Annotated in this window: 24 protein-coding genes; 14 read left to right on the top strand and 10 right to left on the bottom strand. The window is 65.0% G+C overall.

The annotated features are described in order from the left end of the window. Nucleotides 1-7 precede the first annotated feature (7 nt). From paaD to QRN11_RS02650, 5 genes are all read right to left on the bottom strand, one after another. On the bottom strand, nt 8-532 hold the full coding sequence (gene paaD / locus QRN11_RS02670; RefSeq protein WP_285249986.1) for a 1,2-phenylacetyl-CoA epoxidase subunit PaaD: 525 nt from the start codon (nt 530-532) through the stop codon (nt 8-10). Nucleotides 533-540: 8 nt separating this feature from the next. Next, nucleotides 541-1,440, bottom strand: a complete 900-nt coding sequence (gene paaC / locus QRN11_RS02665) for a 1,2-phenylacetyl-CoA epoxidase subunit PaaC (protein ID WP_285249763.1) — start codon at nt 1,438-1,440, stop codon at nt 541-543. Continuing rightward, nucleotides 1,437-1,883 carry a 1,2-phenylacetyl-CoA epoxidase subunit PaaB gene (paaB, locus tag QRN11_RS02660; RefSeq protein ID WP_285249762.1) on the bottom strand — a complete coding sequence of 149 codons (447 nt, stop codon included), beginning with the start codon at nt 1,881-1,883 and terminating at the stop codon, nt 1,437-1,439. The genes paaC and paaB overlap by 4 nt, the downstream gene beginning before the upstream one ends. Beyond that, nucleotides 1,880-2,884 carry a 1,2-phenylacetyl-CoA epoxidase subunit PaaA gene (gene paaA / locus QRN11_RS02655; protein WP_285249761.1) on the bottom strand — a complete coding sequence of 335 codons (1,005 nt, stop codon included), beginning with the start codon at nt 2,882-2,884 and terminating at the stop codon, nt 1,880-1,882. The genes paaB and paaA overlap by 4 nt, the downstream gene beginning before the upstream one ends. Before the next feature lie 228 nt (nt 2,885-3,112). Beyond that, nucleotides 3,113-3,916, bottom strand: coding sequence for a GAF domain-containing protein (locus QRN11_RS02650; protein WP_285249760.1), 804 nt, complete (start codon nt 3,914-3,916; stop codon nt 3,113-3,115). Between the two features lie 545 nt (nt 3,917-4,461). Between QRN11_RS02650 and QRN11_RS02645 the strand changes: the two genes are divergently transcribed. Continuing rightward, entirely contained in the window at nt 4,462-4,623 is a 162-nt protein-coding gene (locus tag QRN11_RS02645; RefSeq protein WP_285249759.1) for a hypothetical protein, read from the top strand. A 28-nt stretch (nt 4,624-4,651) separates the two neighbouring features. Here QRN11_RS02645 and QRN11_RS02640 read toward each other — a convergent pair whose 3' ends face one another. Next, the gene (locus QRN11_RS02640; RefSeq protein WP_285249758.1) at nt 4,652-5,347 is read right to left on the bottom strand and encodes a helicase associated domain-containing protein; all 696 of its coding nucleotides are present in this window, start codon (nt 5,345-5,347) and stop codon (nt 4,652-4,654) included. 558 nt (nt 5,348-5,905) lie between these two features. Between QRN11_RS02640 and QRN11_RS02635 the strand changes: the two genes are divergently transcribed. The 3 genes from QRN11_RS02635 (at nt 5,906) to QRN11_RS02625 (ending at nt 8,296) form a co-directional block, all read left to right on the top strand. Then, nucleotides 5,906-6,280, top strand: coding sequence for a VOC family protein (locus QRN11_RS02635; RefSeq protein WP_285249757.1), 375 nt, complete (start codon nt 5,906-5,908; stop codon nt 6,278-6,280). Between the two features lie 172 nt (nt 6,281-6,452). Next, a complete protein-coding gene (locus QRN11_RS02630) occupies nt 6,453-7,406 on the top strand; it encodes a copper resistance CopC family protein (RefSeq protein WP_285249756.1) in 954 nt (317 codons plus the stop codon). 107 nt (nt 7,407-7,513) lie between these two features. Beyond that, nucleotides 7,514-8,296, top strand: coding sequence for a YcnI family copper-binding membrane protein (locus QRN11_RS02625; protein WP_285249755.1), 783 nt, complete (start codon nt 7,514-7,516; stop codon nt 8,294-8,296). Nucleotides 8,297-8,594: 298 nt separating this feature from the next. Here QRN11_RS02625 and QRN11_RS02620 read toward each other — a convergent pair whose 3' ends face one another. The 3 genes from QRN11_RS02620 to QRN11_RS02610 all read right to left on the bottom strand — a co-directional run bounded on the left by QRN11_RS02620 (nt 8,595) and on the right by QRN11_RS02610 (nt 10,486). Continuing rightward, on the bottom strand, nt 8,595-8,975 hold the full coding sequence (locus QRN11_RS02620) for a DUF7793 family protein (protein ID WP_285249754.1): 381 nt from the start codon (nt 8,973-8,975) through the stop codon (nt 8,595-8,597). 117 nt (nt 8,976-9,092) lie between these two features. Beyond that, complete coding sequence (locus QRN11_RS02615) at nt 9,093-9,725, bottom strand: hypothetical protein (protein ID WP_285249753.1); 633 nt, start codon at nt 9,723-9,725, stop codon at nt 9,093-9,095. Nucleotides 9,726-9,919: 194 nt separating this feature from the next. After that, nucleotides 9,920-10,486, bottom strand: a complete 567-nt coding sequence (locus tag QRN11_RS02610) for an iron transporter (RefSeq protein ID WP_285249752.1) — start codon at nt 10,484-10,486, stop codon at nt 9,920-9,922. A gap of 344 nt (nt 10,487-10,830) precedes the next feature. On the opposite strand from QRN11_RS02610, the gene QRN11_RS02605 reads away from it, so the two are divergent. The 10 genes from QRN11_RS02605 (at nt 10,831) to QRN11_RS02560 (ending at nt 23,243) form a co-directional block, all read left to right on the top strand. Next, entirely contained in the window at nt 10,831-11,817 is a 987-nt protein-coding gene (locus tag QRN11_RS02605; protein ID WP_285249751.1) for a metallophosphoesterase family protein, read from the top strand. A gap of 155 nt (nt 11,818-11,972) precedes the next feature. Next, nucleotides 11,973-12,665, top strand: coding sequence for an SGNH/GDSL hydrolase family protein (locus QRN11_RS02600; protein ID WP_285249750.1), 693 nt, complete (start codon nt 11,973-11,975; stop codon nt 12,663-12,665). A gap of 201 nt (nt 12,666-12,866) precedes the next feature. Then, entirely contained in the window at nt 12,867-13,565 is a 699-nt protein-coding gene (locus QRN11_RS02595; protein WP_285249749.1) for a phosphatase PAP2 family protein, read from the top strand. Further along, on the top strand, nt 13,558-14,265 hold the full coding sequence (locus QRN11_RS02590; protein ID WP_285249748.1) for a DedA family protein: 708 nt from the start codon (nt 13,558-13,560) through the stop codon (nt 14,263-14,265). The genes QRN11_RS02595 and QRN11_RS02590 overlap by 8 nt, the downstream gene beginning before the upstream one ends. A gap of 5 nt (nt 14,266-14,270) precedes the next feature. Further along, nucleotides 14,271-14,942, top strand: a complete 672-nt coding sequence (locus QRN11_RS02585) for a response regulator transcription factor (RefSeq protein ID WP_285249747.1) — start codon at nt 14,271-14,273, stop codon at nt 14,940-14,942. Next, entirely contained in the window at nt 14,939-15,931 is a 993-nt protein-coding gene (locus tag QRN11_RS02580) for a sensor histidine kinase (protein WP_285249746.1), read from the top strand. The genes QRN11_RS02585 and QRN11_RS02580 overlap by 4 nt, the downstream gene beginning before the upstream one ends. Nucleotides 15,932-16,328: 397 nt before the next feature. Next, nucleotides 16,329-17,354, top strand: coding sequence for a hypothetical protein (locus QRN11_RS02575; protein WP_285249745.1), 1,026 nt, complete (start codon nt 16,329-16,331; stop codon nt 17,352-17,354). Nucleotides 17,355-17,689: 335 nt separating this feature from the next. After that, the gene (locus tag QRN11_RS02570; protein ID WP_285249744.1) at nt 17,690-18,721 is read left to right on the top strand and encodes a hypothetical protein; all 1,032 of its coding nucleotides are present in this window, start codon (nt 17,690-17,692) and stop codon (nt 18,719-18,721) included. Then, a complete protein-coding gene (locus QRN11_RS02565; protein WP_285249743.1) occupies nt 18,718-20,574 on the top strand; it encodes a metallophosphoesterase family protein in 1,857 nt (618 codons plus the stop codon). Before QRN11_RS02570 ends, QRN11_RS02565 begins: the two co-directional genes overlap by 4 nt. A gap of 59 nt (nt 20,575-20,633) precedes the next feature. Next, nucleotides 20,634-23,243: an AMP-binding protein gene (locus QRN11_RS02560; protein WP_285249742.1), complete on the top strand. Its 2,610-nt coding sequence runs from the start codon at nt 20,634-20,636 to the stop codon at nt 23,241-23,243. A 244-nt stretch (nt 23,244-23,487) separates the two neighbouring features. Here QRN11_RS02560 and QRN11_RS02555 read toward each other — a convergent pair whose 3' ends face one another. Further along, complete coding sequence (locus tag QRN11_RS02555; protein WP_285249741.1) at nt 23,488-24,279, bottom strand: hypothetical protein; 792 nt, start codon at nt 24,277-24,279, stop codon at nt 23,488-23,490. Nucleotides 24,280-24,427 lie beyond the last annotated feature (148 nt).

The raw sequence follows: 24,427 nt of genomic DNA, 5'->3' as shown, positions 1-24,427 counted from the left end.
GACTTCCTTACAGCACTTTGAAGTAGTCGAACGGTTCCTTGCAGTCCTGGCACACGTACAGCGCCTTGCAGGAAGTGGAGCCGAAGCGGGTGAGCTCTTTGGTGTTCAGGCTGGCGCACTGCGGGCACTTGACCGCCATGGTCAGGCGGATGGGACCGGCGTGCCTTTGTGCCGTGGACAAGCCCGACGGCGGGGCGATGCCGTACTCCTGCAGCTTCGCCTTGCCTGCCTCGGTCATCCAGTCCGTGGTCCAGGCCGGCGCGAGGACCAGGTCAACCTGGACGTCCTCGTAGCCTTCTTTGGCGAAGGCTGCTTTGAGGTCGTCGCGGATGGCGTCCATGGCCGGGCAGCCCGAGTAGGTGGGGGTGATGGTGACGGTGACTTTTCCTGTTTCCGCCACCTGCACGTTCCGCAGGATGCCGAGGTCCTCGATGGTGAGCACCGGGATCTCCGGATCGCACACGGTGGCGGCGATGTCCCAGGCCTTCTGCCGCGGAGTCCGGGTACGGGTTTCGAAGTCCGAGATGTACATGGCCGCGGTCACCAACTTGCTCCGGGATGCTCGCGGGCCAGCACCTGCATCTCGGCCAAAAGGTAGCCCAGGTGCTCCGAGTGCTTGCCCCGTCTGCCACCACCCGGGGCTGCGGGGACGTCCGGAACCTTGAGCTCGGCTTCTTGGAGGACTTCGCCGGTGAGCCGGTCAAAGTCCTCGCGCAGGCCGGACGGCGCGGCGGCGGCACCCGCCTCGACGAGGCGCTGCGTCAGGTCGTCGTCCTGGAACAGTTCGTTGACGTACGGCCACATCAGGCGCAGGCCGTGGATCATTCTGGTTCTTGATTCTTCGGTGCCGCCGGCCAGGCGGAGGATCCACTGGGCGCTGTGGTCCCGGTGGTAGTCCACTTCCTTTACGGCCTTGGCGGCGATGGCGGCCAACGTGGCATCCGTGGATTCGGTGAGCCGGCGGTACAGCTCGAACTGGTAGTAGCTCACGATGAACTGGCGGGCGATGGTCACCGCGAAGTCGCCGTTGGGCTGCTCGAACAGCTGGACTGAGCGGAACTCGTGCTCGCGGCGGAAGTAGGCGAGGTCATCCTCACTCTTGTCCCAGGCGCCGCCGGCGTAGCTGAGGAAGCTCCGGGCGTGACCCAGCTGGTCCAGGGCGATGTTGCCCAGGGCCACGTCCTCCTCCAGTTCAGGCGCGCGGGAGATCCAGTGGCCCAGGCGCTGGGCGAGGATCAGGGCGTCGTCGCCGAGTCTTAGGGCGTATTCGGCGACGTCTTCGGTGGGTTTGGCCAGGCCGGTGCGGACCTCGAGGGCGATGTCCTCCGGGCGCAGGGCGTTGCCGGGGGTGATGCGGGTGGCGGAGGCGTTGGAGTCGCCGCCGGCCACTCCGGTGGAGATGTCGCCGTGGCCGGTGGTCTCGGTTGCTTCGGGGCTCACAGGTGCTTTACCCCTTCGCTCTTGGTGTAGTACGTGGCGTGCCGGTAGTCCTTGCCCTGGGGCGACTCGAAGAACGAGCCCTTGGCGTCCGGATCACTGGCGGCGATGGCGTCGGCCGGCACCACCCAGATGGAGACGCCCTCGTTCCGGCGGGTGTAGAGGTCGCGGGCGTTGCGCAGAGCCATGGCGGCATCCGGTGCGTGCAAGCTGCCGGCGTGCACGTGGCTCAAACCGCGGCTCGACCGGACGAATACCTCCCACAGCCCCCAGGCGTTGCGACCTTCGGTGGTTGAGCTTGGGGCCACGCCGGTGGTTGAGCTTGTCGAAACCTCCGGACGATCGTTGGTTGAGCTTGTCGAAACCTCCGGGCTCGGACTCGGGTTCTGGGACTTAACCTCTGGACTGGCCGAGGCGGGCATTTCCGGGTTGCCGTGGGGGCTCATGCTGCGTATTCCTTCGTCGTCATTGACTGCTTTGCCTGCTGTTTTGCCGCATAAGCCGCAGCTGCCTCACGGACCCAGGCGCCGTCGTCGTGCGCCTCCCTCCGGCGCTCCAGGCGCTGGGCGTTGCAGGGGCCGCGGCCGGCCAGGACTTCCTGGAACTCGTGCCAGTCCAGCGGGCCGTGCTCCCACTTCTTCGTGTCCTCGTTGAAGCGGACCTGGTCGTCCGGGAGGGTGAGGCCCAGGACCCGGACCTGCTCCACCATCATGCCCACGAAGCGGCTGCGGAGTTCGTCGTTGCTGAAGCGCTTGATGTTCCAGGCCATGGACTGCTTGGAGTTGGGTGAATCGTCATCCGGCGGGCCGAACATCATCAGGGCCGGAGCGTACCAGCGGTTCACGGCGTCCTGGGCCATCTGCTTCTGCTCGGGGGTGCCGTTGGACAGTTCGAGGAGGATCTCGAAGCCCTGGCGCTGGTGGAACGACTCTTCCTTGCAGATGCGCACCATGGCGCGGCCGTAGGGGCCGTAGGAGGCGCGGCACAGCGGGACCTGGTTGCAGATGGCGGCGCCGTCCACCAGCCAGCCGATGGCACCCATGTCCGCCCAGGTCAGCGCCGGATAGTTGAAGATGGACGAGTAGCGGGCCTTGCCGGCGATGAGGTCGTCCATCATCTTGTCCCGGCTTTGGCCCAGGGTCTCGGCGGCGCTGTAGAGGTAGAGACCGTGGCCGGCCTCGTCCTGGACCTTGGCCATGAGGATGGCCTTGCGCTTCAGGCTGGGGGCGCGGGAGATCCAGTTGGCCTCCGGCTGCATGCCGATGATCTCGGAGTGGGCGTGCTGGGAGATCTGCCGCAGCAGCGTCTTGCGGTAGGCCGCCGGCATCCAGTCCTTGGGCTCGATGCGCGAATCCTCGGCCATGACGCGGTCAAAGTTGGCCTGACCTGCCGCCTCATCTTCCGGGGATAGCTCAGCTGGCACTGACTGCAAGTTCTGCGCTGCCATGGTTGCTCCTATGCAAAGACCTTCTGGGACGTGCCGAATTATTTACCGACCGTTCGTTCAGGATATGCGGAAGCGCAGAAGCCCGTCAAGCGTCACACCAGTTCCACCAGCCAAAGCAGGTAGCGCGGAGTGTCGCTTCTATGTCTGTCATGCGGCTGGAAACGGGTACGGGCTGGCAGTTACATGCATGCTGGCGCGCGAGCCACGGACCTGGGTCTGAAATGCTCTCTAGCGTCGTACGTCAATGCGGCTCTGGACGACGGCGGCAAGAGCCCTGAGTACCTGTTGTTCGGAGACAGGAAATTCCCGGGGCTCCTGGTCGATGATGCATAGGCTTCCGATGTTCCAGCCGCGCGGACCGTGTAAGGGAAAGCCAGCGTAGAAACGGATAAAGGGCTCACCGACCACAAGCGGGTTTGAAGCGAACCGGTCATCGGCGTGTGTGTCGTTGATGACAAGCATCGCATTCCCCTCGACCGTCCTAGTGCAGAGCGCGATCTCCCGGGGCGTTTCCTCCCGTAAAGGGCCCACCGCTGACTTCAGGAACTGGGTGTCTTTTGCGATGAGGGACAGGGACGCCGTGCTCACGCCAAAGAATTCCTTGGCGGCGACGACCACCCTGTCATAGATCTCATCCGCCCCCGAGTCCATCAGACCCGTCTCGTGCAGCGACTGCAGCCGTTCCGCCTCTGCCCGCTCAGGGCTGAGCAGAGTCCGTCCGGCGGCTCCCAGCGCCGCCAAAATATCTTCGTCATCGACCTCTTGAGTATCGGAGGCATGTCCGGCATTGCCCCGGCTCGTCCCGGTTGCAACTGTCGGGCTACTGCCCTTGTCAAATCCATCGGCCCCCGCGCCGATATCGACGTGACGTTCAGGCTCCGGCAGGGATAGGGCCCCATGGAGGTAGGCGGACAATTCAAACTCCGAAAACTGACGCCGCCCGAAATAAACCGGCCAGGCAATTGTGGGGTCCAGACCAGCAAGAACCATGAGAGCAAGTTCCCGTCGTCGGCGCTCGGCCTCTTCATCCACACTGACCACCTCCTACCCCGGCATCCCTTGAGCGGAACTGCCGTTCGCCGTTACAAGCCATATTGATAAGTGTACTTACTAATATGTCGGCTGAACACCCAGACCGACCGGCAGCGTAAAGGGCTCAATTTCAATCTCCACCGCACGTCATCAACGATCTGGTGCCACGTCTGCGTTGGCCGCGGCGCACTGCCCACTTGCTGGCACCCGCACGGCAGCGGAGGCAGGGCTGGCTCCTGAAGCGTTCCTGAGACCAGGAGCCAGCCCCTTGCGGAGCCCCCGGTGAAGGCTAAAAAGAACCTCTCCCCAGCGAGGTAGAACACCGCTACTGCAGATACTTCTTTACCTGAGCGCTTTCGACAAGAGCAAAGGCCCGACCAGTTTTGCGAGGAGTCCCTGAGACAGGGTGCACGGGCGACTGTAGAAGCTGATCCTGATTCGGCCTGGGCTCACTTGATGGTCTTGCCGGATTTGGGGAGCAGAAGCAAGGATTGGTTATGAGGGACGCGCGACTGGCAGCCAGAATTCTGCTCCAGGAGAGGTCTGTGGCTCTGATCGATGTCTGGATCCTGTACTGGAACAACGGCGGGCGCTGCCATCCCTTTGAATTCGATGCCATCATTCATGGTGCGTTGCCGGGTGCCTGGTTTGATACGGAAGCTCTCGGCTTTGCACTGGATGAGTTAATGCTGGAAACCAGCGGCTGATCGGACTCCCTGCCGGCGGAGTCTCTGTCTAGGGGGCAGCCGCTGGCCTCCACCCTGGCAGCAGCTCATCCAACCTTCCCAGACGTTCCGGGTAAAGCGTTCCCTTCTTCAGTGCGTACCGCTGAACTGCCAGCCACTTGCCCAGCGCGTATTCCTCAGCTGATGCGGATGCCCCCATTGTTGGAAGCCTGCCGTACGTCTGCAGGTGGCCGACGATTTGTTCCAACCGGCTGTTCCAACCTTCGGTGTCACCAGAGGGGCGCTGGCGCCAGCCGGCCAACGCGTTGTTTAACTTGGCTAGGCGTTCCTCATGCTGGCGGTCCCGGCTTGCAGCTTGCCGGTACAGCCAGTTAGCCAGGCTTCGCTCGGCAAAGTCGGGAGACGTGCTCGATGGCCACCTGCCGTGACCGGTCTTGAATTGAACGACACGGGCAAGCATCTGATCCCAGCCGGGACGCAGCCTGTAGGGCGAGCTCCACCCGGGCAGCACCCTTTCCAACTTCTCAAACCTTTCCGGCAGGAGTAGCCCGTTCCGCAAGCTGGCCTTCTGATGCCGGAGCCAGAAAGCTAGCATTCGCTCGCCCGGGCCTTCGCCGGACTGGGAGGGAACCCGGTTGCACTCCTTGACGAAGCTAACGTACTTATCGAGCTGTTCGTCCCAATCACGGCGAGGAACCATATCGGGGTCTCGGCCTGAGGCCCCCACGGATTCCAATTTCTCCACTTCCTGGTTCCTGCCTTTTCGTGGATGCGTCAGGACTCGTTACCCAGACGAGTCCATCTTTTCGAGTTCGCTCTATGTCGTCTAGGCAGCAGGTCGTTCTGCCACTTCCCCGGCGTGGGGGCGGAGGCCATCATTAGAGGTACAGAGCGCTGCGATTTGAATCGGAGGCTGCCATGATCCAGGCCCTGCTGTGCAAGCTGAACATTCGGCACGAATGGCATCTCGAACATGCCGAAGACGGCGGCGTTTATAGACGCTGTCGCCGATGCGGCAAGGATGACGATCAACGCGGCGAAGGGACACGGGGCGACTACAGTGCCTGGGTAGGGCCGACAATAGGGTAACGCCAACCGTTCCCCACCTACATGGCTTCCGCAGCGGATTGTGGCGTTCTGGCTAGCACTGCTCCTTGCTGTCTGCAGGAGAGCGTCCTCTATTCTTGCCCACGCTGCAAGGCACTTTACGGGACCTCCGCCCCCCGGACAGGAAGACGCGGCGGGTCTCGTATGTCATGAGCCCCGCAGGGCGTTGCGCGGACGAATGTGGTAGATAGGCAGCATGGAAATTCGTCGGGCGATGCCTGTAATCAAGACAGATGACCCGGCCCAGGCGCGGGCGTTTTACGAAGGCTTCCTTGGTTTCCGTGTCGTGATGGACGAAGACGGCATGCTCATGCTCGCATCCACGAGCACGCCAACGACTCAGATCATCCTCGCCTGGAACAGCTCATCTGCGGTCGACCCTGAACTGCTTGGGGTCGACCTGTCAATCGAGGTTGCTGACGTCGACGGCGCGCACAAGCGGGCTGTGACCGACGGGTTGGATATCGTGCGCGAACTGCGGGATGAACCTTGGGGGATTCGGCGGTTCTTCCTCCGCGACCCGAGTGGCTGCACCATCAATGTTGCGAGCCACATCGCCCGCCGTCCCTGATCAATGTTCCGCCCCGCCCGCCGCTGAGACAGGGGATCGTTGAACGCGGGCTCCACCATGGATTCTTCGGCCCGCCGTCCAAGGTTTTCCCACGTTGACGTTCTTACCATCGGAATTGCGGGTTAGCGGCCGGAATTGCTTCACCAGTCTGTCCCCATGGGAGGAGGCGCAGATGAACTTTCAAAACTCGCTGGGCCTCTGGAGAGCGACGGCGAGCTCCGTTTCGGGACGGCTACGGTCGTCCACTGCCTGGCGGCAGGCAGGCGTCGCGGCCCTTGCCCTGCCGTTCTTGACACCGATCACATCGGCGGCTGCACACGACGCGATCGAAACGGCGGAGCCTGCTGACGGGTCAGTTCTGTCATCGGTTCCCGCGGCAGTGAAACTGACATTCAACAACACTCCCATCGCCCTCGGCGCTGCAGTGCAGGTCACGGAAGGCGGCCGTAAGATTTGTGAGGTCACCGCTCCGGCCAAGGGTGGTCCCGCGGAGAGAGGAACGCCGATGATGCCCCGTGCTTCGTTCCGGCTGTTCCGCACTGGGCTCATCGGTTCGGTGGTGCTCAGCCTGGCAGTGGGCGGGCACCTGGCCGGCGGAGGCCAGCTGCCGGCGTTCTCTGTCCTGGCTGCCCTGTGCGGCGTGACCATGATCCCGATAGCGGCGTTGACCCGTTCCCGTCTGTCCATTCCGGTTCTGAACGGCCTGATCGGCGCCGGGCAGCTCTGGCTTCACTGGGCGTTTGAGGCACTGTCCGCAGGGAATCCGCCCACGGTCCCCGCAGCAATGCTGGCAAGCCACGGCGACCACCTCCACCGCGCGGCCACACGCGTGGTTTCCGAGACTTTGGCCGTCTCCGCCCGTGCCCACGCTTTGGCGCCGGAGTCGTTGATGTTTGTCTCGCATGCGGTCGCCACCCTGGTGACGGCACTTCTTTTGGCCCGTGGCGAACGAGCCTTGGAGATTGTGGCCGGCTGGCTGGAACCGCTCCTGCGGCGTCCCGAACCGGCCGCCATTCTCCCGGACCGCGTTCCCGGGCCCTGCTTTCTGGCAGTGGTCCTTCGGGCGTCGCGGCCAGGCCTCCGGCTGCCCTCACGGCGCGGCCCACCGGCACTGGCCGCCGCCTAAAGCCTTTCTGCACTGGCAGGAACCGAAGGCGGCAACAGCGCTTTCACCCGGACGCATCGCCGTACGGCCCGTTCCTGTCCTAATGCACTTTTGAAAGGCACCCGACCATGAAGACCTCCATCCGCCGCACCCTCAAGACGACCGGGGCCACCGCGCTCACGGCCGTTCTCCTGGCCGCCGGCGCGGCCGCAGCCTCGGCCCACGTCACCGTCGACCCGTCAGTGACCAAAGAGGGCGGGTTCACCAAACTCACGTTCAGCGTTCCCAACGAATCCGCCACCGCCAAGACCAGCCGGCTCGAAGTGAAGCTGCCCACCGACACCCCGCTAACCTCCGTCTCGGTCAAGCCCATGGACGGGTGGACAGCCCAGGTCATCACCACCGACCTGCCCAAACCTGTAGAAGTAGCGGGGGCAACCGTCACCAAGGCCCCGTCCAGTGTGGTCTGGACCGCCGATGCCACCCACAAGATCGGACAGAACGAGTTCCAGACCTTTACGCTCTCCGTCGGCCGCCTCCCGGCTGCTGGCACCACGGTCGTGCTGCCAGCAGCGCAGGGTTACACCGACGGGACAACGGTCAACTGGGCTGATGTCCAGGAAGCAGATCACGACCGTCCAGCAGCAGCGTCTTCTGCAACCGCGTCAGCGGCAGCAACAACGGAGGCGGCAGAAACCCACCCGGCACCCTCGTTTGTGACCACGGCAGCAGACGCTGACGCCGCCGGGGCTAGTTCGGCCGCCGCGCAGGCGCCAGCCGCACCGGCTGCCGCTGCTTCTTCATCCAGCGGCGGGGACACCGCCGGCTGGATTGGGCTCGCTGCGGGCCTGATCGGTCTCGCTGCCGGTGTGACTGCACTGGCGCGCACCCGCCCCGCCCGCAGCAACTAGCCACTCGCTTTCGCACTGAACAACCCCCGCCGGTATGACCGGCGGGGGTTCCTCCGTACTGTCCTCAACGCTTCGCGCTGGCCGCGAACAGAGTCGTCTACGGCACAACAGAGCGAGACGCGAAAAACAAGACCATGACCGTTTTAAAGGCGACTCCCGTGCAGAGTCACACGGTCACCAAATTGGTCCTTGAACCTCTCACAAAAGCCCAACGCGGTCAGCTGCACGAAATCAGCCTGCGGATCCAGCGGGCCATCCGGGAGCAGGAGGGCTGGCAGCCGGCGCCCCCGGGTAGCGGCTAGTTGTCCTTGGCGCGATTGCTGCTGCGGCGAAGCCAGCTCATGGCTTTCCTGATGGAGGTGAAATACGCCACCGGACATGGCAACGGGCTAATTCGCAGAACAAACAGTGCGATGACGTAATCGACCGGAGAAGAACCTAAAAGCGCGATCTTTGAAACGCTTGGCGAAGGGGGTACTTTTCGGGCAGGTCGGGTGAACGTGACCCCTTCAACATCGACGAGCAGGGGAAGACTGCGTCCCTGGCTTAGCGCCTCGATCGCGGCATTGGCCCGATGCGCGTCCTCCGGGCCAATGGCGTGTCCGGACCTCCACCGAAGCCTGAGGATCCCGTCAGTGAGCTCAAGGGTGCCTTTGTCAGTGATCTCGATGTTGTGCATTGGTCCTCGTCACGATGGTTCCGCCCCCAAACACGACCGTAGTGCATCATGTCCCCGCGGCGCTGGCCCCGCCCCGGCAGGAACACGATGAGTCGGCTCCCGGGCACGCCCCACCGTTCAGGCACCAGTCCAGCGGCGCAGCGTGCTGTTGACAAGGCCGATCAGGACTGCGGTCCACCAGCAGGCCTGCGAGACGGTGAGTGCGATCATGAGCCGAAGACGCAGAGGGCGGGTCAGCTCGCTGAAGCGCGTGTGGGGCGGGAGCGCCAGCAACTGGTGCATGGCCGGTGCGATGCTGAGGCCATTGAGCATCAGGACCAACACGCAAACGAGTTTAACCACGGTGACCGGGTTGGTTAGGTCCGGGTCGATCAGGGCGCCGGACGCGAGCAACAGGGCCAGGCCGCCCCAGATCAGCGGTTTGGCAGCGGCCTCGAGCTTCCCGGACGCATGCATTTCCACCTTGCCGAGCAGCCACAGCAATCCCAGCCAATCGACCACGAGGATGGTGCCAAAGGACAGGACGAGCGCCAGGATATGGCCCGCGAGCCCAAACCGGTGCAGTACAGGTCCGCAGTCCACGTGGTGCCCGACGAGCACCGAAGCCAGCCATCCGGCCGTGCACAGCAGACCCAGCAGGAGCAGCCGTTGGATGTGGCGGCGCGTCAGCGGTTCCGGGGGGACCGCTGGCTCCAGCGGTGATGTACCGGGCTGCGAGGGGTCGGGGCGGACCTGGGCCTCGGCCGTCACTGGGCCGACCCGGCAGCTGGATGCTGCCCTGCCGGGAAGCACAAAAAGGGCATGAAAGAAGTCATGGGGATCCTTGGGGGAAGGAAGTCGGCGATTTCCGGCAAATTACAGCGGGGGAAATTTCGGCCGAGGCGCGCTGCGCCTCAGCCGAATCATGGGGCGGCGCGAAATCGATCGCTCCCGCCTAGCGCTGGCTACTCTTTCGTCAGCTCCACGTCCGTGAACTCCACTGTTGCTCCCTTGGCCAGGGCAGGCGTTTCGGACTCCTCGCCGTGGCGGTTGAAAGTGGGAACCCCAAGGGTGGCGCGCAGTGTGTACGTGCCTGCTTCAGGCACGGTGAAGTTGTTGGCGTAGTGGTAGAAGGTGGAGTAGTAGAAGTTCAACTTCATTTCCTGGACCACCTTGCCCTGGGCATCCACCACTTCAACAGTGATCGGCACCTCGGGAACGATCCTGCCGGTGGAGGTCTCGGTGGGGATGATTTCGATGTGGTGGGTTTCGCCGGCTTCCGGTGCACGGAAATGCGTGGCGTGCTCATCGAACCACGGTTCAGCAGCTTCGGTGATCAGGTTGACTGTCCATTCCCCGGATTCCACCGTCTTGCCCTTTTCGGCAAGCTCCTCGGCAAGCACCTCGTACTGCTTCTGGACGCCGGCCGGAACGGTGAAGCCTTCCTCCTTTGCGGCGGCCTGGGCCCCGCATCCGGTGAGCGCGGCGAGGAGAAGAGGGGCGGCCAGCAGGGCCGTGGCGGCACGAAGCATCAAAAATCCTTAAGCGGGTATGAGGGAGAGAACCGGGATGGTTCAAGGAGCAATGCAGGAAGCCCAAGGTGGTGCGCACCCAGCGCGCAGCCGCCCGTTATCCAAACCGTGCGGCATTGCATCCTGGCTCGCGGGGGGCGAGTTAGGCTGACCTAAAAAGAAGATTACCGAAGACCGAAAATTAAGCAAAGTTCTTGTGCGCTAATTCTCAAAGGTTACGTTTCGGCGTGATGCTGGCGGCGGGCTTGACACCGTTACCCGTCCCGCGGACTATCGGAGAAGCCGCTGGGGCCAGGATGTCGATTGGATGCCGGCCAGTGGTCCGGCCCTCGAAGGGTAGTCGGATGCCGTCAGCGCCACCTCGTTTCCGGTTCCTCCGGCGGCTGGCCATGGCCGCAGCCGTTCTTCTGGTGTTCGCCATGGCGGGTTGCACTCCCCCGGACCAGCAGTTCCCTGCAGGCGTTCGCATCGCTGCCGTTGGCGACATCAACGGCGTCAAGAACCGTGAGCCGGACAGTCCGTCCGGCCGCAATGCTGCGGCAATAACACAGCTGGCGCAGGACAACGGGATTGACGCCTTCCTGGGGCTGGGAGACTTCCAGTACTCGGTACCGCACTGTGAGGACTACGTGAAGTACTGGACCCCGCTGTGGGGTGGCACCAAGCCCAAGTTGTACTGGGTTTCCGGCCCCAACCACGATTGGCAGCCCGGCCGCAACGAAGACCTTGAAGACTTCATGGACGGCCGATGCCCGGGGGCTCCGGAGAAGGCTGCGATCAACCAGCAGCGCGGGTTCATCGGGAACGGGCAACCCTACTCGAAGGACTTCGGGAACTGGCACTTCGCATTCCTGTCCTCGGCGACCTGGCGGTACGACCGCCATCAGGCCCAGTTGGAGACAACCTGGCTGGACAACGACCTCGCTGCCGCCAAGGCGGCCGGCAAGCACCTGGCCGTGGTGTACCACGAGCCGTATTTCACATCCAACACCGCTGAACATAGCCGGGCCGCTGAGCAAAAACCGTGGATCGACGTGATGTGGAAGTACCGCGTCCGGCTGACGCTGTCCGGGTCACAACACAACTACGAACGGTCCTGTCCCGTGAACAACTCCGACCAGTGCGTCAGTGACGGGATGACGGCGTTCCAGGTCTCGACAGGAGGAATCGGCCTGCGTTCCTTCACCAGCAGGCCGCCGTACATCGAGAAGCGGTTCAGCGATACCCACGGGTTCCTCCGGCTGACGCTGCGGGCGGACGGGTCCTTCGACTGGAAGTTCGTCCCCACGTCCGGTTCGAGCACGGATTCGGGGACCCGCCCCGCACCGTAGCCGCGGCTTCTTTCTCTCGGTTACCGGCCCTGCAGTCCACACGCTCGCTCAGGTTTTCCACAAATGTTCCCTGGAGCGCCACCTGTCTTAAAGAAGTCCGGATACCATGTGTTGTTCTACGGCAGTTCCTGGCTTCCGGGAAGTTGGAGGAAATCGTGGACGGAAGGTCGCTTCGGGCAGTTGCCAAGACCGCCTCCCTTGCTGCCCTCCTGACTGTTGTGGCCACGGGGTGCACTCCGGCCGGCGTCAAGCACCATGCGTCCGGGAACCCTCCGGTCCGGGTTGTTGTAATCGGCGACTCGCTGAGCACAGGCTACGGGACTTCGCCGGACCAGGCCTGGCCGAAGCTCCTGCAGCACGCGCACCTGACCCAGAAGCGGCCGGTACAGGTCACCAATGCGTCAGAGAACGGCAGCGGCTACCTGGTGGCCGGGGAGGGCGGGAACACCTTCGGCACGGAAGTCGAGTACGCCGTCGGGCCGGACGCGGACGTAGTGGTCTTCTTCGGATCCGACAACGATGCGGGAGCAGACCCGGAGGAGCTGAGGGAGGCCGCGGCCTCAACGTTCGCCGCGGCTTCATCCCGGGCTCCGCAGGCAGTCCTTGTGGCGGTGGGTCCGCTGTCCGGCAGCGAAGAGCCTGATCCGGTGCTGGCCGGCGTGCGCGACTCCGCCGCCTCCGCGGCACAGAACCGCGGGGTACCCTTCATTGATCCCATCGCAGAGCAATGGCTCGGCGGCCGTGCCGACGTCCTGCTGGGACCTGACGGTGAACATCCCAGCGCGTCCGGGCAGAAGCTCCTGCGGGACAAAATGAAGGAAATCATTGCAGCCGCGGTGGAGGGCTGAACGGAGCCTCCTGTTGCCCGGGGCCATAGTCCCGATTCAGAACTTCTTAAGCCTTTCTTACTCACGCTGCGGAAGGGTAGAACCATAGGCGCAGCAGCGCCCTGCCCCTCCCCGAAGGACATCATGGACGGCCCAGCTCCTGACGACCGACCTCAAGCTCAAAGTCCACCGCCGACTCGCCCGGCGGTCGGCACCCGGTTTTTGGTACTCCCCCAGCCCCGCCACTGGCTGCTGCTCGGGGCACTCCTGTGCGCGGCCGTCGTCGTGCTTGGCCTGTCTGTAGGGCTGCTGCCCGGCGAGACGGCTGCGGAACTGGGCGTGGACCAAGGCCTCAGCCTGCACCATACCGCCGCGCTGACCGCTGTGGCCATGACGATCAACCTGCTGTTTGGTCCGGTGGCCGGGATGGTGATGATCATCCTCATAGCACTCGGCATTTGGCTGGCCCGCCGCGATCTTGCCAGGGCTGCCGCCTTTGCCCTGCTGGCGTGCTCGGGCTGGGTGGCAAGCGAGGTCTTCAAGCTCATCCTTGCGAGGCAGCGGCCCGACCCCGCGCTGCTCTTCGATCCACTTTCGCCGGAGACAGGATCGAACAGCTTCCCCAGCGGCCACACCTGCTTCGCCGTCGCCCTGGCGTACGCCTTGTATTTCCTGGCCCGCGGAACCCCTTGGGCCAAGGCAGTGGCGGCAGCCGGCGCAGTGATGGCCGTCATCGTGGCTTGGTCACGGCTCTATGTTGGAGTCCACTACCCCACCGATGTTGCTGCCTCGTTCCTGGCCGCCAGCGCGGCGGTGGTGCTGCTCGCGGGACTCTGGAACCGCTTCGCACCCAGGCTGGCGCGCCGCTTGCCCGCCTCATTCCACCATCAAGCCGATCCCCCAGGACCTGACCATGCATAGCATTCTCGCCTCGGGATTGGTCCCGGCACTGGCCGGCACGGGCTCCCCCTCCCTGCTGGACCCTGCCAGCCTCCTCGAAGGCCTCGGCCCTGCAGCCCTCGGAGTCATCGCAGCGATGGTGTTCATCGAATCCGGCGTGCTGTTCCCGTTCCTGCCCGGAGACTCCTTGCTCTTCACCGCCGGCCTGCTGCATCAGCAGCTGCAACTGACCCTCCCCATCCTGATCGGCGTCATCACTGCAGCTGCGATTGCCGGCGACCAGGTGGGCTACATGCTGGGACGCAAGTTCGGGCGCCGGTGGTTCAAGGATGACGCCCGCGTGCTGAAGACCGCCCACTTGACCGCCACGGAAGACTTCTTCCGCCGCCACGGAGGGGCCGCCGTCGTACTGGCCCGCTTTGTGCCCATTATCAGGACTTTCGCGCCGCTCACCGCCGGGATTGCCCGCTACGGGTACAAGGCCTTCACGCTGTGGAACGTCGTGGGCGCATTGGCATGGGCGACGTCGGTAACCCTGCTGGGCAGCTGGCTGGGACACTACGAGATTATCGCCAGGAACATCGACGTGATCGCTGTGGTGATGGTCCTCGTTTCGGTGGTGCCCTGGGTGATCGAGTTCCTCAAGCGGCGCCGCAACCATCGCCGGACCGAGCCGGCGGGAGAAGCTTCAGCCGGCGCTAAAACCGCTGCGGAAGAATAGGCCGTATGACACGTGCCGAGGGACCCTCCCTGCTGCTCGTCGAGGACGATCCGGTCCTGGGCCCGCTGACAGCCGAACTGTTGGAGCCGGACTACCGCGTCCGGCTGGCGGCCAACGGGCAGGAGGGCCTGCACCTGGGGATGACGCAACCGTGGGACGTGATGGTGATAGACCGCGGCCTGCCCGTCATGGACGGGATCAGCCTGATCACGGCCCTGAGGTCGAAGGGCATCTCCACACCGATCCTGGTCCTCACCGCACTGGGCGACACGGACGAAAAGGTCAGGGGCCTGGACGCTGGTGCCAACGACTACGTGACAAAGCCGTTCGACGCCGGCGAGCTGGCTGCGAGACTGCGCGCCCTGACCCGTACCTACACCCAGCCCGCCGGTCCGGTGAGCTTCGGCGCCTGGGAGCTCGACCCGGCGTCGCGTTCTGTCCGCTCCGTGTACGGCGGCCTGGTATCACTCACGGCCAAAGAGACGGCTCTGCTGACGGCACTGGCTTCCGAGCCCGGCAGGGTATTTACCCGCGACGAGCTCCTCGCCAGCCATTTCCACGCCACAGACCAGCCCGGTGTGATCGACACCTATGTCCACCACCTGCGCCGGAAAATTTCCAAAACAGTGATCCGCACCGTGCATGGCGTGGGCTACCAGATCGGTGATGCAGCATGACGTCAAGTCCTACTTCAGTTGAGCCTGACCGGGATACCCTCCGCCGGGCATCGCTAAAAGTAGCGCTCCGGATCAGTGCTGCCTGCGCCGTGCTGGTCCTGGGCCTCCTCGCCGCCGCGACCGCGTACCTCATGAACAAACTGGCCCACCCGGACCTGCCCGATGCTGCGGGGGCTGGGAGGGCTTACACGTACCTTGATTCCCAAGACCTGATCGAGGGAATGATCCTGGCTGGAGTGGGCGGCATTCTTCTGGCAGGCATCGTGGGATGGCTCAGCGCCCGCAGCGCCATCCGGCCGTTGGGCGAAGCGCTGGCCCTGCAGCGGCGATTCGTCCAGGACGCGAGCCATGAGCTGCGCACTCCCCTCACCATCCTGGACGCCCGCATCCAGCTCGCCCAGCGCAAGGTGGCGCCCGGTTCCGAAACAGGCCAGGCCTTAGCCAGGATCAGGGAGGATACCGCCACCCTGACAGGCATCATCACCGAGCTCCTGATGGCGGCGACCGGGCATGCGTCCGGCCCCGCGGAACCTGTGGATGTAGCCAACGTGGCCGGGTCAGTGACTGAGGGCCTGCAAGAACTGGCGGACCACCAAGATATCCGCCTTTCGTTCTCCGCCAGCGGGCAGCCGATTGCGCGGATCGCCCCCGGCTCCCTCCGGCGCGCCGTGCTCGCCCTGGCGGACAATGCCCTCGCCCACACCCGGCCCGGCGGGAGCATCGCGATCAGCGTAGGAGTCGAGGACCGCCAGGCGGTGATCCGGGTGGAGGATACGGGGCACGGAATCACCGGGGTGGACCCGGACCGGATCTTTGACCGCTTTGTCCGGACGGCCCGACGGGATGAACCCGGCGGCAGGCGCAGCTTCGGGATCGGCCTTGCACTGGTCCGCGAGATTGCCTCTGCCGCGGGCGGCACCATGGAAGTAGCCAGGACCGGGCCGGAGGGGACCACCATGAGGCTTGCGCTGCCGCTGACCCGGCGGTAGCTGTTGGCCGCCGCCGCGTGCCAGCTGTTGGCCGCCGCCGCGTGCCGTGAAGCAGCTCCGGCAGGGCCGGCTGCCCAACACGGGTGCGTGCCGCCGTCGTCCATTTCCTGCTGTGCGTCACGGGGCACTTCCTGCCCGGGAATCTCGGGCTACCCTAATTTCCCGTCATCTCGTGAATATGCTTGCCAAGCCCACGTGGCCTTAATAACATCGGAAGTCTTCATGGTTCGGCCGGATCAGCGGCGGCAGAACGAACCCACGCGCCTTTTTCGTATCCACATACTCTCGGCCCCCTCCGAGTCCTCCGCCGCCTCCGGCCGCGGAACCCGGAAGGCACCGACGCCTCAACAAACCCGATCATCATCATGCTGGCATGGGGTGGCGACTTGGAGAACCGATGGCCTTTAAACGATTCCTGGCTCTTGTGATCGGCGTTGTGCTGACCTGCACCTTCATGCCTGCACTGAACTCTGGTATAGCCCATGCTGCGGCCGGTCCCTGTATCGGTGCGCCGCCAGCCGACGGCACGGCATACGCTGAGACCCGGCAGTTCGTGGACACCCAGGCGTGGTGGATGCCGGATGTTGACCAGCCCAACAACTCCACCACCAACGCCGGCCATGTCCACCTGGGGGCGTGCATCCCCGAACGCGAAACGATCAGTTCGGGCAATGTCACCGTGAACGTACGGGTGATCCTCCATGACAACCCGGGCAAGGCCAATTACGTCTCGATGGTGTTCAAAACCCCTGATAGTGAAACCACCGTCCAGAAGTGTTACCTCCGGGCTACAGCAAAGAACTTCACCTGCCCCGGCCCGTCCAGCACGGGCAAGGGCGACTTCGTGTGCACTGGAACCTGCGAGCGCTGGCTGACATTCTCCTGGCCAATTTCCTCCTTCAACCATTCGGGACTGGAGGAAGTCCGCCTGCGCGGCTACGTCCCCCAGCCGGGCGGCAAGGAGATGCTGGCTAACTTCAACTGGCAGGCCAACATCCAAAACGGCAAGTCCCTGTCCAACGTATCGAGGGATCCCTTCCTGCGGGGCAAAGGGTGGTACACCCACGCCCTGTACTGTGAGGCCTCACTCCGCAGCCTTCCCCTCCCGGACGGTCCGGTATCGGGTATCTGGACTCCCTCCGTGGGCCTCACCACCCACCCCGACGCCTCGCTCCCGGCAACCCACTCATTCATCTCCATCGACCCGGACTTCCACGCCGTGCCGCCCAACCGCGGAACCGTCCTCTGGGACGCTGCCGGACCCTACGGACCCGAGCCCTTTGGGGCCGCCCCTATCTCAATCGACACCAGGACCCTGGCCAACGGGCTCCATAAACTGCACCTGCGAACGTCATGCCGCGACGACACTCTGGGTTCGACAAACTCCGGCGTCACGGTGATCCCCTTCACGGTGGCCAACTAATAACTGGTGATCAGCGTTTCCAAGTACCCGGGCGCGCACTACTCAAGTATCAGGAACCCTATTCCACGCTTCGAAGCAGGTACCAGCTACTCGTGACTTCCGCCTGCCCTGAAAACTAGGCTTGCAAAACAGTGTGGCCAGACCATGGTCGATTGCGCTGCAGATGCTGCTGGGGCATGGGGTTTCAACTCCGGGGAGCAACATTGTCTGAGCAAGGATTTTTCAACAAAAGTTTGTCCGGCACCGGCAGCAGGTGGTTCTGGCCCGGCAGACCCGGGGACGGAAAGCCCGGGGCACTGCTGACAGCACTGGTGCTTGCGGCTGAGGGTGGCTTGGTGATGCTGCCTGTTGCTGCCACCGCCGCCGGGCCTGACTTGCCCGTTTCCACGAATTGTTCTGCTCGGCTGCTCCCGGGCATAGGTGGCCAGGGCAGCAACGCCGTCGCCGCGACCAGCAACGGGCTGGTGGTTGGCCTGGCCGATACCGCCACTGGCGGGTCCGCTCCGGTGCTCTGGCGGGACGGTCAGCCCACCGTGCTGGCGATCCCCCTCGATGCAGCGGTTCCTGAGTCGGTGAATGCGGCTGGCGTGGTGGTCGGAACGGGCTATGACACCGCCAATGAGGTGCTGGTTGGCTGGTGGTGGCAAGACGGTCAGTACCACCCCCTCCCGGTCACTCCCGGTGAGATTGCACTCCCATCGATGGTGTCGGACAGCGGCGTTGTTGTGGGGGCGGTGATCGACGACGAGGAGCACTCCGACGGACCGGGTGCCGACGACGACGAGCGTCCCGCCGTGTGGTCCGCCGTGACCGCGGCGCCCCGCGAACTTGCGTTGCCTGCCGGAGCGCGGGGCGGTCATGCCTTCGCCGTAGGCCCGGACGGCACGGCGGGTGGGGTGGCCCTTGGCGACGACGCCACCCCGGTCGTGTGGTCTCCCGCCGGCACCCCGAGGGCCCTGCCGACTCTCACCGGGAAGGGCGGTGTGGTGCTTGGCATCGACTCTGCCGGGCAGGCGCTGGGTCAGAGTGCCGTGGCCGAAGGAACCCACGCGGTGGCCTGGGGAGCCTTGGGCGTGATTTCCGACGTCGGCTCAACCGCCGCAGGCCCCTCGTCCAGCGCGGCATCAGGCACTGCAGGAACGACAGTGGGTGAAGGCAGTTCGCCGTCCTTCCGCGGTTCCCGGCCCCAGGCGCTGATGTGGACCGGCAAGAGCGCCCGGATCCTCCCACCGGGCTCTGATGCCCAGTTCACCGGAGTCTCCGGGTCAGCGAGCTCTGTGGCACGTCAAGGCGGAACCACCGTTGTGATCGGGTTCTCCGCCGCAGCCAACGGGTTGCGCCGCGCCACCGAATGGAGCTGCAAGTGACCGCCCACCAGCACACGCGCCACCCGCTGCGCCGGGCGCTCGCCGTCCTGCTCGGCACTGCACTGGTTCTCGCCAATGTCTATTTCCTTGCCACATCGCGGGAGTCCCAGGCCACTGCCGCAACCTCCGTAAGCCTGGGATTCGCCGGTGACACCGGCGGCAACACGGTGACCGGCAAGGTCATTGATGCAGCACGCACCGCGGGGGTCGGGGCGATGTTCAACCTCGGGGACTTGTCCTACTCCCAGATCACCCCGGAATCGTCCTGGTGCTCGTTCGTCAAGCAGCATGCCCTGACGATGCCCTACGAGTTCGTGTCCGGGAACCACGAGGACAATGGACCTGACGGCGTATGGTCCAGCTTTGCCTCGTGCCTGCCGGACCAGCTGGGCTCGGTCGGAAACTACGCGCAGCAGTTCTACACGGACTACCCGGCAGGCAGCCCCCTGGTCCGCGTCATCATGGCATCCCCGAAACTGACTTACAGCGGCAGCAGCCTGGACTGGTCCTACAAGTCGGGCACCCAGGGCTACAAGTTCGTGTCGTCGGCGATCGACTCCGCACACGCAGCGGGAATCCCGTTCGTGGTGGTGGGCATGCACATGTACTGCCTGTCCATGGTCAACTTCCCCTGCGCTGCCAGTCCTGACCTGATGAACCTGCTGGTGGCAAAGAAGGTGGATCTGTACCTGCAGGCCCACGACCACGCATACGCCCGCAGCTACCCGCTCGCACTCAAGGGCAGCTGCACGGCCATCCCCGTCAGCAGTTTCAACCCCGACTGCGTCGCCGACACTAACCCCAGCGGGCAGTTCGCCGCCGGGACCGGGACCATCCTTGCCACCGTGGGTTCGGGCGGCAGATCGCTCAACAGCGAGAGCAACACGACGACGGCGCCGTACTTCCAGCGGTTCATGGGCACCAACAACAACCCGACGTACGGCTTCTTGAAAGTATCGGTGACCAGCACCACCCTGACCGGTTCGTTTGTTAGAGCCTCGGGTGGAACCTTCACCGACAATTTCACAGTCACCCGGTCGGCACCTCCACCGCCGACGCCTACCCCGACACCAACGCCCACGCCCACGACACCGACGCCGCCTCCCACCACGACGTCGCCGCCACCAACCACGACATCGCCTCCGCCCACAACGACTTCGCCTCCGCCGGCACCGACAGCAGTCTCTGTCCGGTCCTCGGCCACCGGAGCCGGCGAACTGACCGCTGCGGGGTCCTACACGGCCGCCCTGCCTTCAGGTTGGCAGCCGGGCGACACAGTGTTCCTGTTCTCGCAGGTCACCGTGTCCTCGGCGGCGAACGCCACGGCCCCGGCAGGATGGACGCGGGCAGTCGGCGACTTCACCAGCGCCGGATCCGCGTCGGCCCACCAGGCGGTCTGGTACCGGGTAATGCAGGCCGGCGACACCGCGCCGAGCGTGCCTGAACCCGCCTCCCGCTACGCCTGGTCCACTGTTGCCGTACAGGGCGCGAACCAGACAACACCGCTGGATGTCACGCCCACCACTGACACCAACAGCGGCGTGGTCTATCCGGGTGTCCGTGCCCCATCAATCACGCCGGTAACGCCGGGGGCGCTGCTGCTGACCGCACATGGCGTCAGGAACGGCACCAACTCGGCCACCACCACCTTTACCCCGGCAGCAGGGACAACCGAGCTTGGCGACGTGACGTCAGGCATCGCATCCAAATCGAACGCCGCAATCGAAGTCAGCTCCCTCCCGCTGACCGATACCTCCGCGACCGGCGCAAAAACAGCCAGCGCAGCATCAAGCTCCGGCACGGTCATCAACCAGTGCGGTTCGGCGATCGTTGTGCGGCCCGCGGGTCCGTGAGCTTGCCTTAATCCGTAGTCCATTTGAGTTAGGTTAGGTTTCCCTTATAAGGTGCACCGGTGACGTTACAGACAGAGCTCGCCGGCGTCTCCTTTGCCGCCACCCTGGCCCGCTTTGGAGACCGCACCGCCGTCAGTACCCAGACCGAATCACTAAGCTACCGCGAGCTCGCCCGCCGGGTGGAGGACATGGTCCACTCATTCGGCGAAGGCCGGCGCCTGGTTGCACTGGAGGCCGAGAACAGCCTGCCGTCGCTCGTGGCCTACCTCGCCGCCCTCGCTGCCGGGAACCCGCTGCTGGTCCTGCCCTCCGGCGGCGCGGCTGCCGATGCCCTGATCGCGGCCTACAACCCCGACGTTGTGGTGCGGGCATCCTCCGGCGAAGCGGTCCTGGACGTGCGCCGCGAGGGCACCGCGCACGATTTGCATCCGGACCTGGCGCTGCTGCTCAGCACGTCAGGATCAACCGGTTCACCCAAACTGGTGCGCCTGTCCGCCGGCAGTATCCAGGCCAATGCCGCCGCGATCGCCGAGTACCTGCAGCTGCGGCCGAGCGACACCGCCGCCACCACACTCCCTCTCTCCTACTGCTACGGGATGAGCGTGGTCAACAGCCACCTCCTGGTGGGTGCCACCCTGGCGCTGACGGATCTTTCAGTGGTGGATCCCTGCTTCTGGGACCTCGTCAGAACTGAGAAGGTGACGTCCTTCGCCGCGGTGCCCTACACGTTCGACCTCCTGGACCGCGTGGGCTTGGCGGACATGGACGTGCCCAGCCTGCGCTACATCACCCAGGCGGGCGGCCGGCTCGCTCCCGACCGCGTGCGCTCCTACGCCGAGCTGGGCCGACAGCAGGGGTGGGACCTGTTTGTGATGTACGGCCAGACCGAGGCGACGGCGCGCATGGCCTACCTCCCGCCCGACCACGCTGCTGAGCATCCGCAGGCCATCGGCGTGCCCGTGCCCGGCGGGTCCTTCCGGCTGGAGCCCGTCCCCGGACTGGACGCCTCAGAGCTGGTGTACTCCGGGCCGAACGTGATGCTGGGGTACGCCGAGCAGCCCGAGGACCTTGCCCTGGGGCGGGTGGTCACCGAGCTTCGTACCGGCGACCTCGCCCGCCGCGGCGCCAGCGGCCTCTACGAGATTGTTGGCCGTCGCAGCCGGTTCGTGAAGATTGTGGGCCTCCGGGTGGACCTGGGGCAGGTGGAAAAGATCCTGGCCGATCTCGGCATGACCGCTGCCGCTGCCGGCACCGACGACGCCGTGGTGGCCGCCGTCGAAGGCGACCACGACCTCGCCCTCATCGCCAAAACCCTGGCGCAGGACCTGGGCCTGCCGCGCGCCGCCGTCGAACTTTATCCTGTGGAGGCCATTCCGCGCCTCAGCAACGGGAAGCCGGACTACCCCGCCGTGGCCGCCCTCGCCTCTGAAAGAGCGGACGATGACGGCGCCGCCTTGGCCACGAACGCGAGCTCCACCGATGTGCGCCGCATCTTCGCCGAGGTGCTGGAGCAGGACGACGTTGCCGATACCGACACGTTCGTGTCCCTCGGCGGCGACTCGCTCTCCTACGTGGCGGCGTCCCTCCGGCTGGAGCAGGCGCTCGGCTACCTTCCGCAGGGCTGGCACCTGATGCCGGTGTGCGAGCTCGCCCCGGCGCCGCACGCATCGCCCGGCCAGGTGCCGCCGTCGGGCAATCCTTCGAAGAAGCCGAGGGGGCTTGGTGCCTGGCGGCGGAAGGTGCTCGCGCCGATGGAGACGGGGATCGTGCTCCGCGCCGTGGCCATCATCTTTATCGTCTCCACCCACATCGGTTTCTTCCACTGGACCGGCACGGCGCACGTCCTCATGGCCCTGGCCGGCTACAACTTTGCCCGATTCCAGTTGTCCGGGGAGCGCACGGCTCGGCTGCGGCGGCACCTGCGCAGCATCGCGCGGATTGTGGTGCCCAGTGTGGCGGTCATCGCCCTTGCGTTCGCCATCACGGACAAATACGCCTGGTACAACGTGTTCCTGCTGAACCCGCTGCTGGGCCCGCCGGGGTGGAGCGACTACTCGCGTTTCTGGTTTGTGGAGATCCTGGTCCACATCCTCCTGGGCCTTGCCGCGGTGCTGGCCATCCCGGCCGTTGACCGGGCAGTGCGCCGGTGGCCGTGGGCGTTCGGGATGGCCCTGGTGGCGGTTGATATGCCGCTGTTTTTTGGGCTCGTGGACAGCCACTATCCGGGCCAGGGTCCAGTGCTGTGGCTGTTCGGGCTGGGCTGGGCCGCTGCCACGTCCAGAACGCTATGGCACAGGGCGGCCGTGACGGCGGTGGCATTCCTGGTGGTTCCCGAGTCTTTCGACAACCCCTACCGCAGCGCCACCATCCTGGCCGGCTGCCTCATCCTGCTCTGGCTGCCCACCCTGCACGTTCCCCGCGGGCTGCACCGGATTACCGCCCTGCTGGCCAGCGCTTCCCTGCACATCTACGTGACGCACTGGCTGGTGTATCCGCTGGTTGATCCGTACAGCAAGGGCCTGGCCGTGCTGGCGTCCCTGGCCTGCGGGGTCCTCTACTGGATCCTGGCCACGCGGGCCATGGGGTTCGTGGAGAAACGGATGAAGCGCCGGCGCTCGCCCGCTGTTGTGCCCGCTGTGCATTCCCGCCCGGTTACTTTCCGGGCCTAGGGACGCCGCGCCGTGCACGACGGCGTGTCCCGGCCCTGGCGGCCCGGCTTGCGGGAGTAACCGGGAAGGAACGCACTGGCCCCTGGTGTTCCCTAGCGGTTACGCGGCGGGCGGGACTGGGCGGTGCTCATCTGCCTGGCTTTCCGCGCCTGCAGGATCCGGCTGATGATGGTGGGGAGCAAGGCGAACAGGAGTTTCTTCACAAGACTGGTCCTTTGGTCGGGGCCTGGTTTTTTCGTGCAGGTTACGGCTGTCGCTCTGAAGCCCGGACCTCGCTGAACGGGTCGTCCGGATCCTTCAGCGGCACGCCGCCCGCTTCGGTCCCCGAATAAGAGGGGCGGGCAGGTTCGCCGTAGATAGTTTCGCCGTAGGTGGCGGGCGTGGGAGCCTGGTCCCGGTACACCGGTTCTGCGCCCCATGGCGGAGCTTTTGTTCCGGCCGTCTGTCCAGCCATGGACTGGACTCCGGCCTGTGCTGTTGGGGCCCCTGCCTGCAAACCGCGGGCCACGCGGCCGGCGAGGATCCCGGCGCCGGCAGCCAGGAGCAGGAACGTTCTAGGCCTGCGGCGGGCGAAGGACTGCACGTCAGCCAGCAGCGCCGACGGTTCCTTATTTTCAATCCAGGAGGCAACCGAAGTGGCCCTCCCGGCGGCCTGCCGGACCAGGTCGCTGGCCACTCCCTGTTCCGCCGGAGCATCCGCCATCGAGTGCAGTTGGCTGGAGATGCTGCGGATTCCATCGGCAGCCTTCCGTTGTTGCTCTCCGGCCTGGCTGCTCACGCCCGCCTTTGCCTGCTGCAACAGACCCTGCGCGCTGGACTTGGCCTCGGTGACGACGTTTCCGGTCTCAAGCCTGGCGGTCTGGGCCACATTGCGGGCCGCACCGGCCGCCTGCCCGGCAACCTTCGACGTCTCCTCCTTTGCTGCATCTTTCTTGGTGACATAGGTTTCCGGCTCCGCCGAAGCATCGGCCGGGGTGTTCCCGTACTGGTCGAGAGGGCTTCCGGCAGAGGGCTCAGGCCACTGGTTCTCGGACATCGTCACTCGCTTCCACTGGATCCTGCTGGCTGTTTAAGCCCAGCCGGATCAATTAGTAAGTAGGGTTACTAATTAGATAGTAGGCATACGGGCGGACTGTCGCGCAAGACGGGATGCGCAATCGGGTAGCCCTCCTTCTGCCCAACCA

This window comes from Pseudarthrobacter sp. fls2-241-R2A-168 (assembly GCF_030209335.1).
Lineage (GTDB): Bacteria > Actinomycetota > Actinomycetes > Actinomycetales > Micrococcaceae > Arthrobacter.
This window is presented reverse-complemented; position numbering and strand designations above follow the sequence as displayed.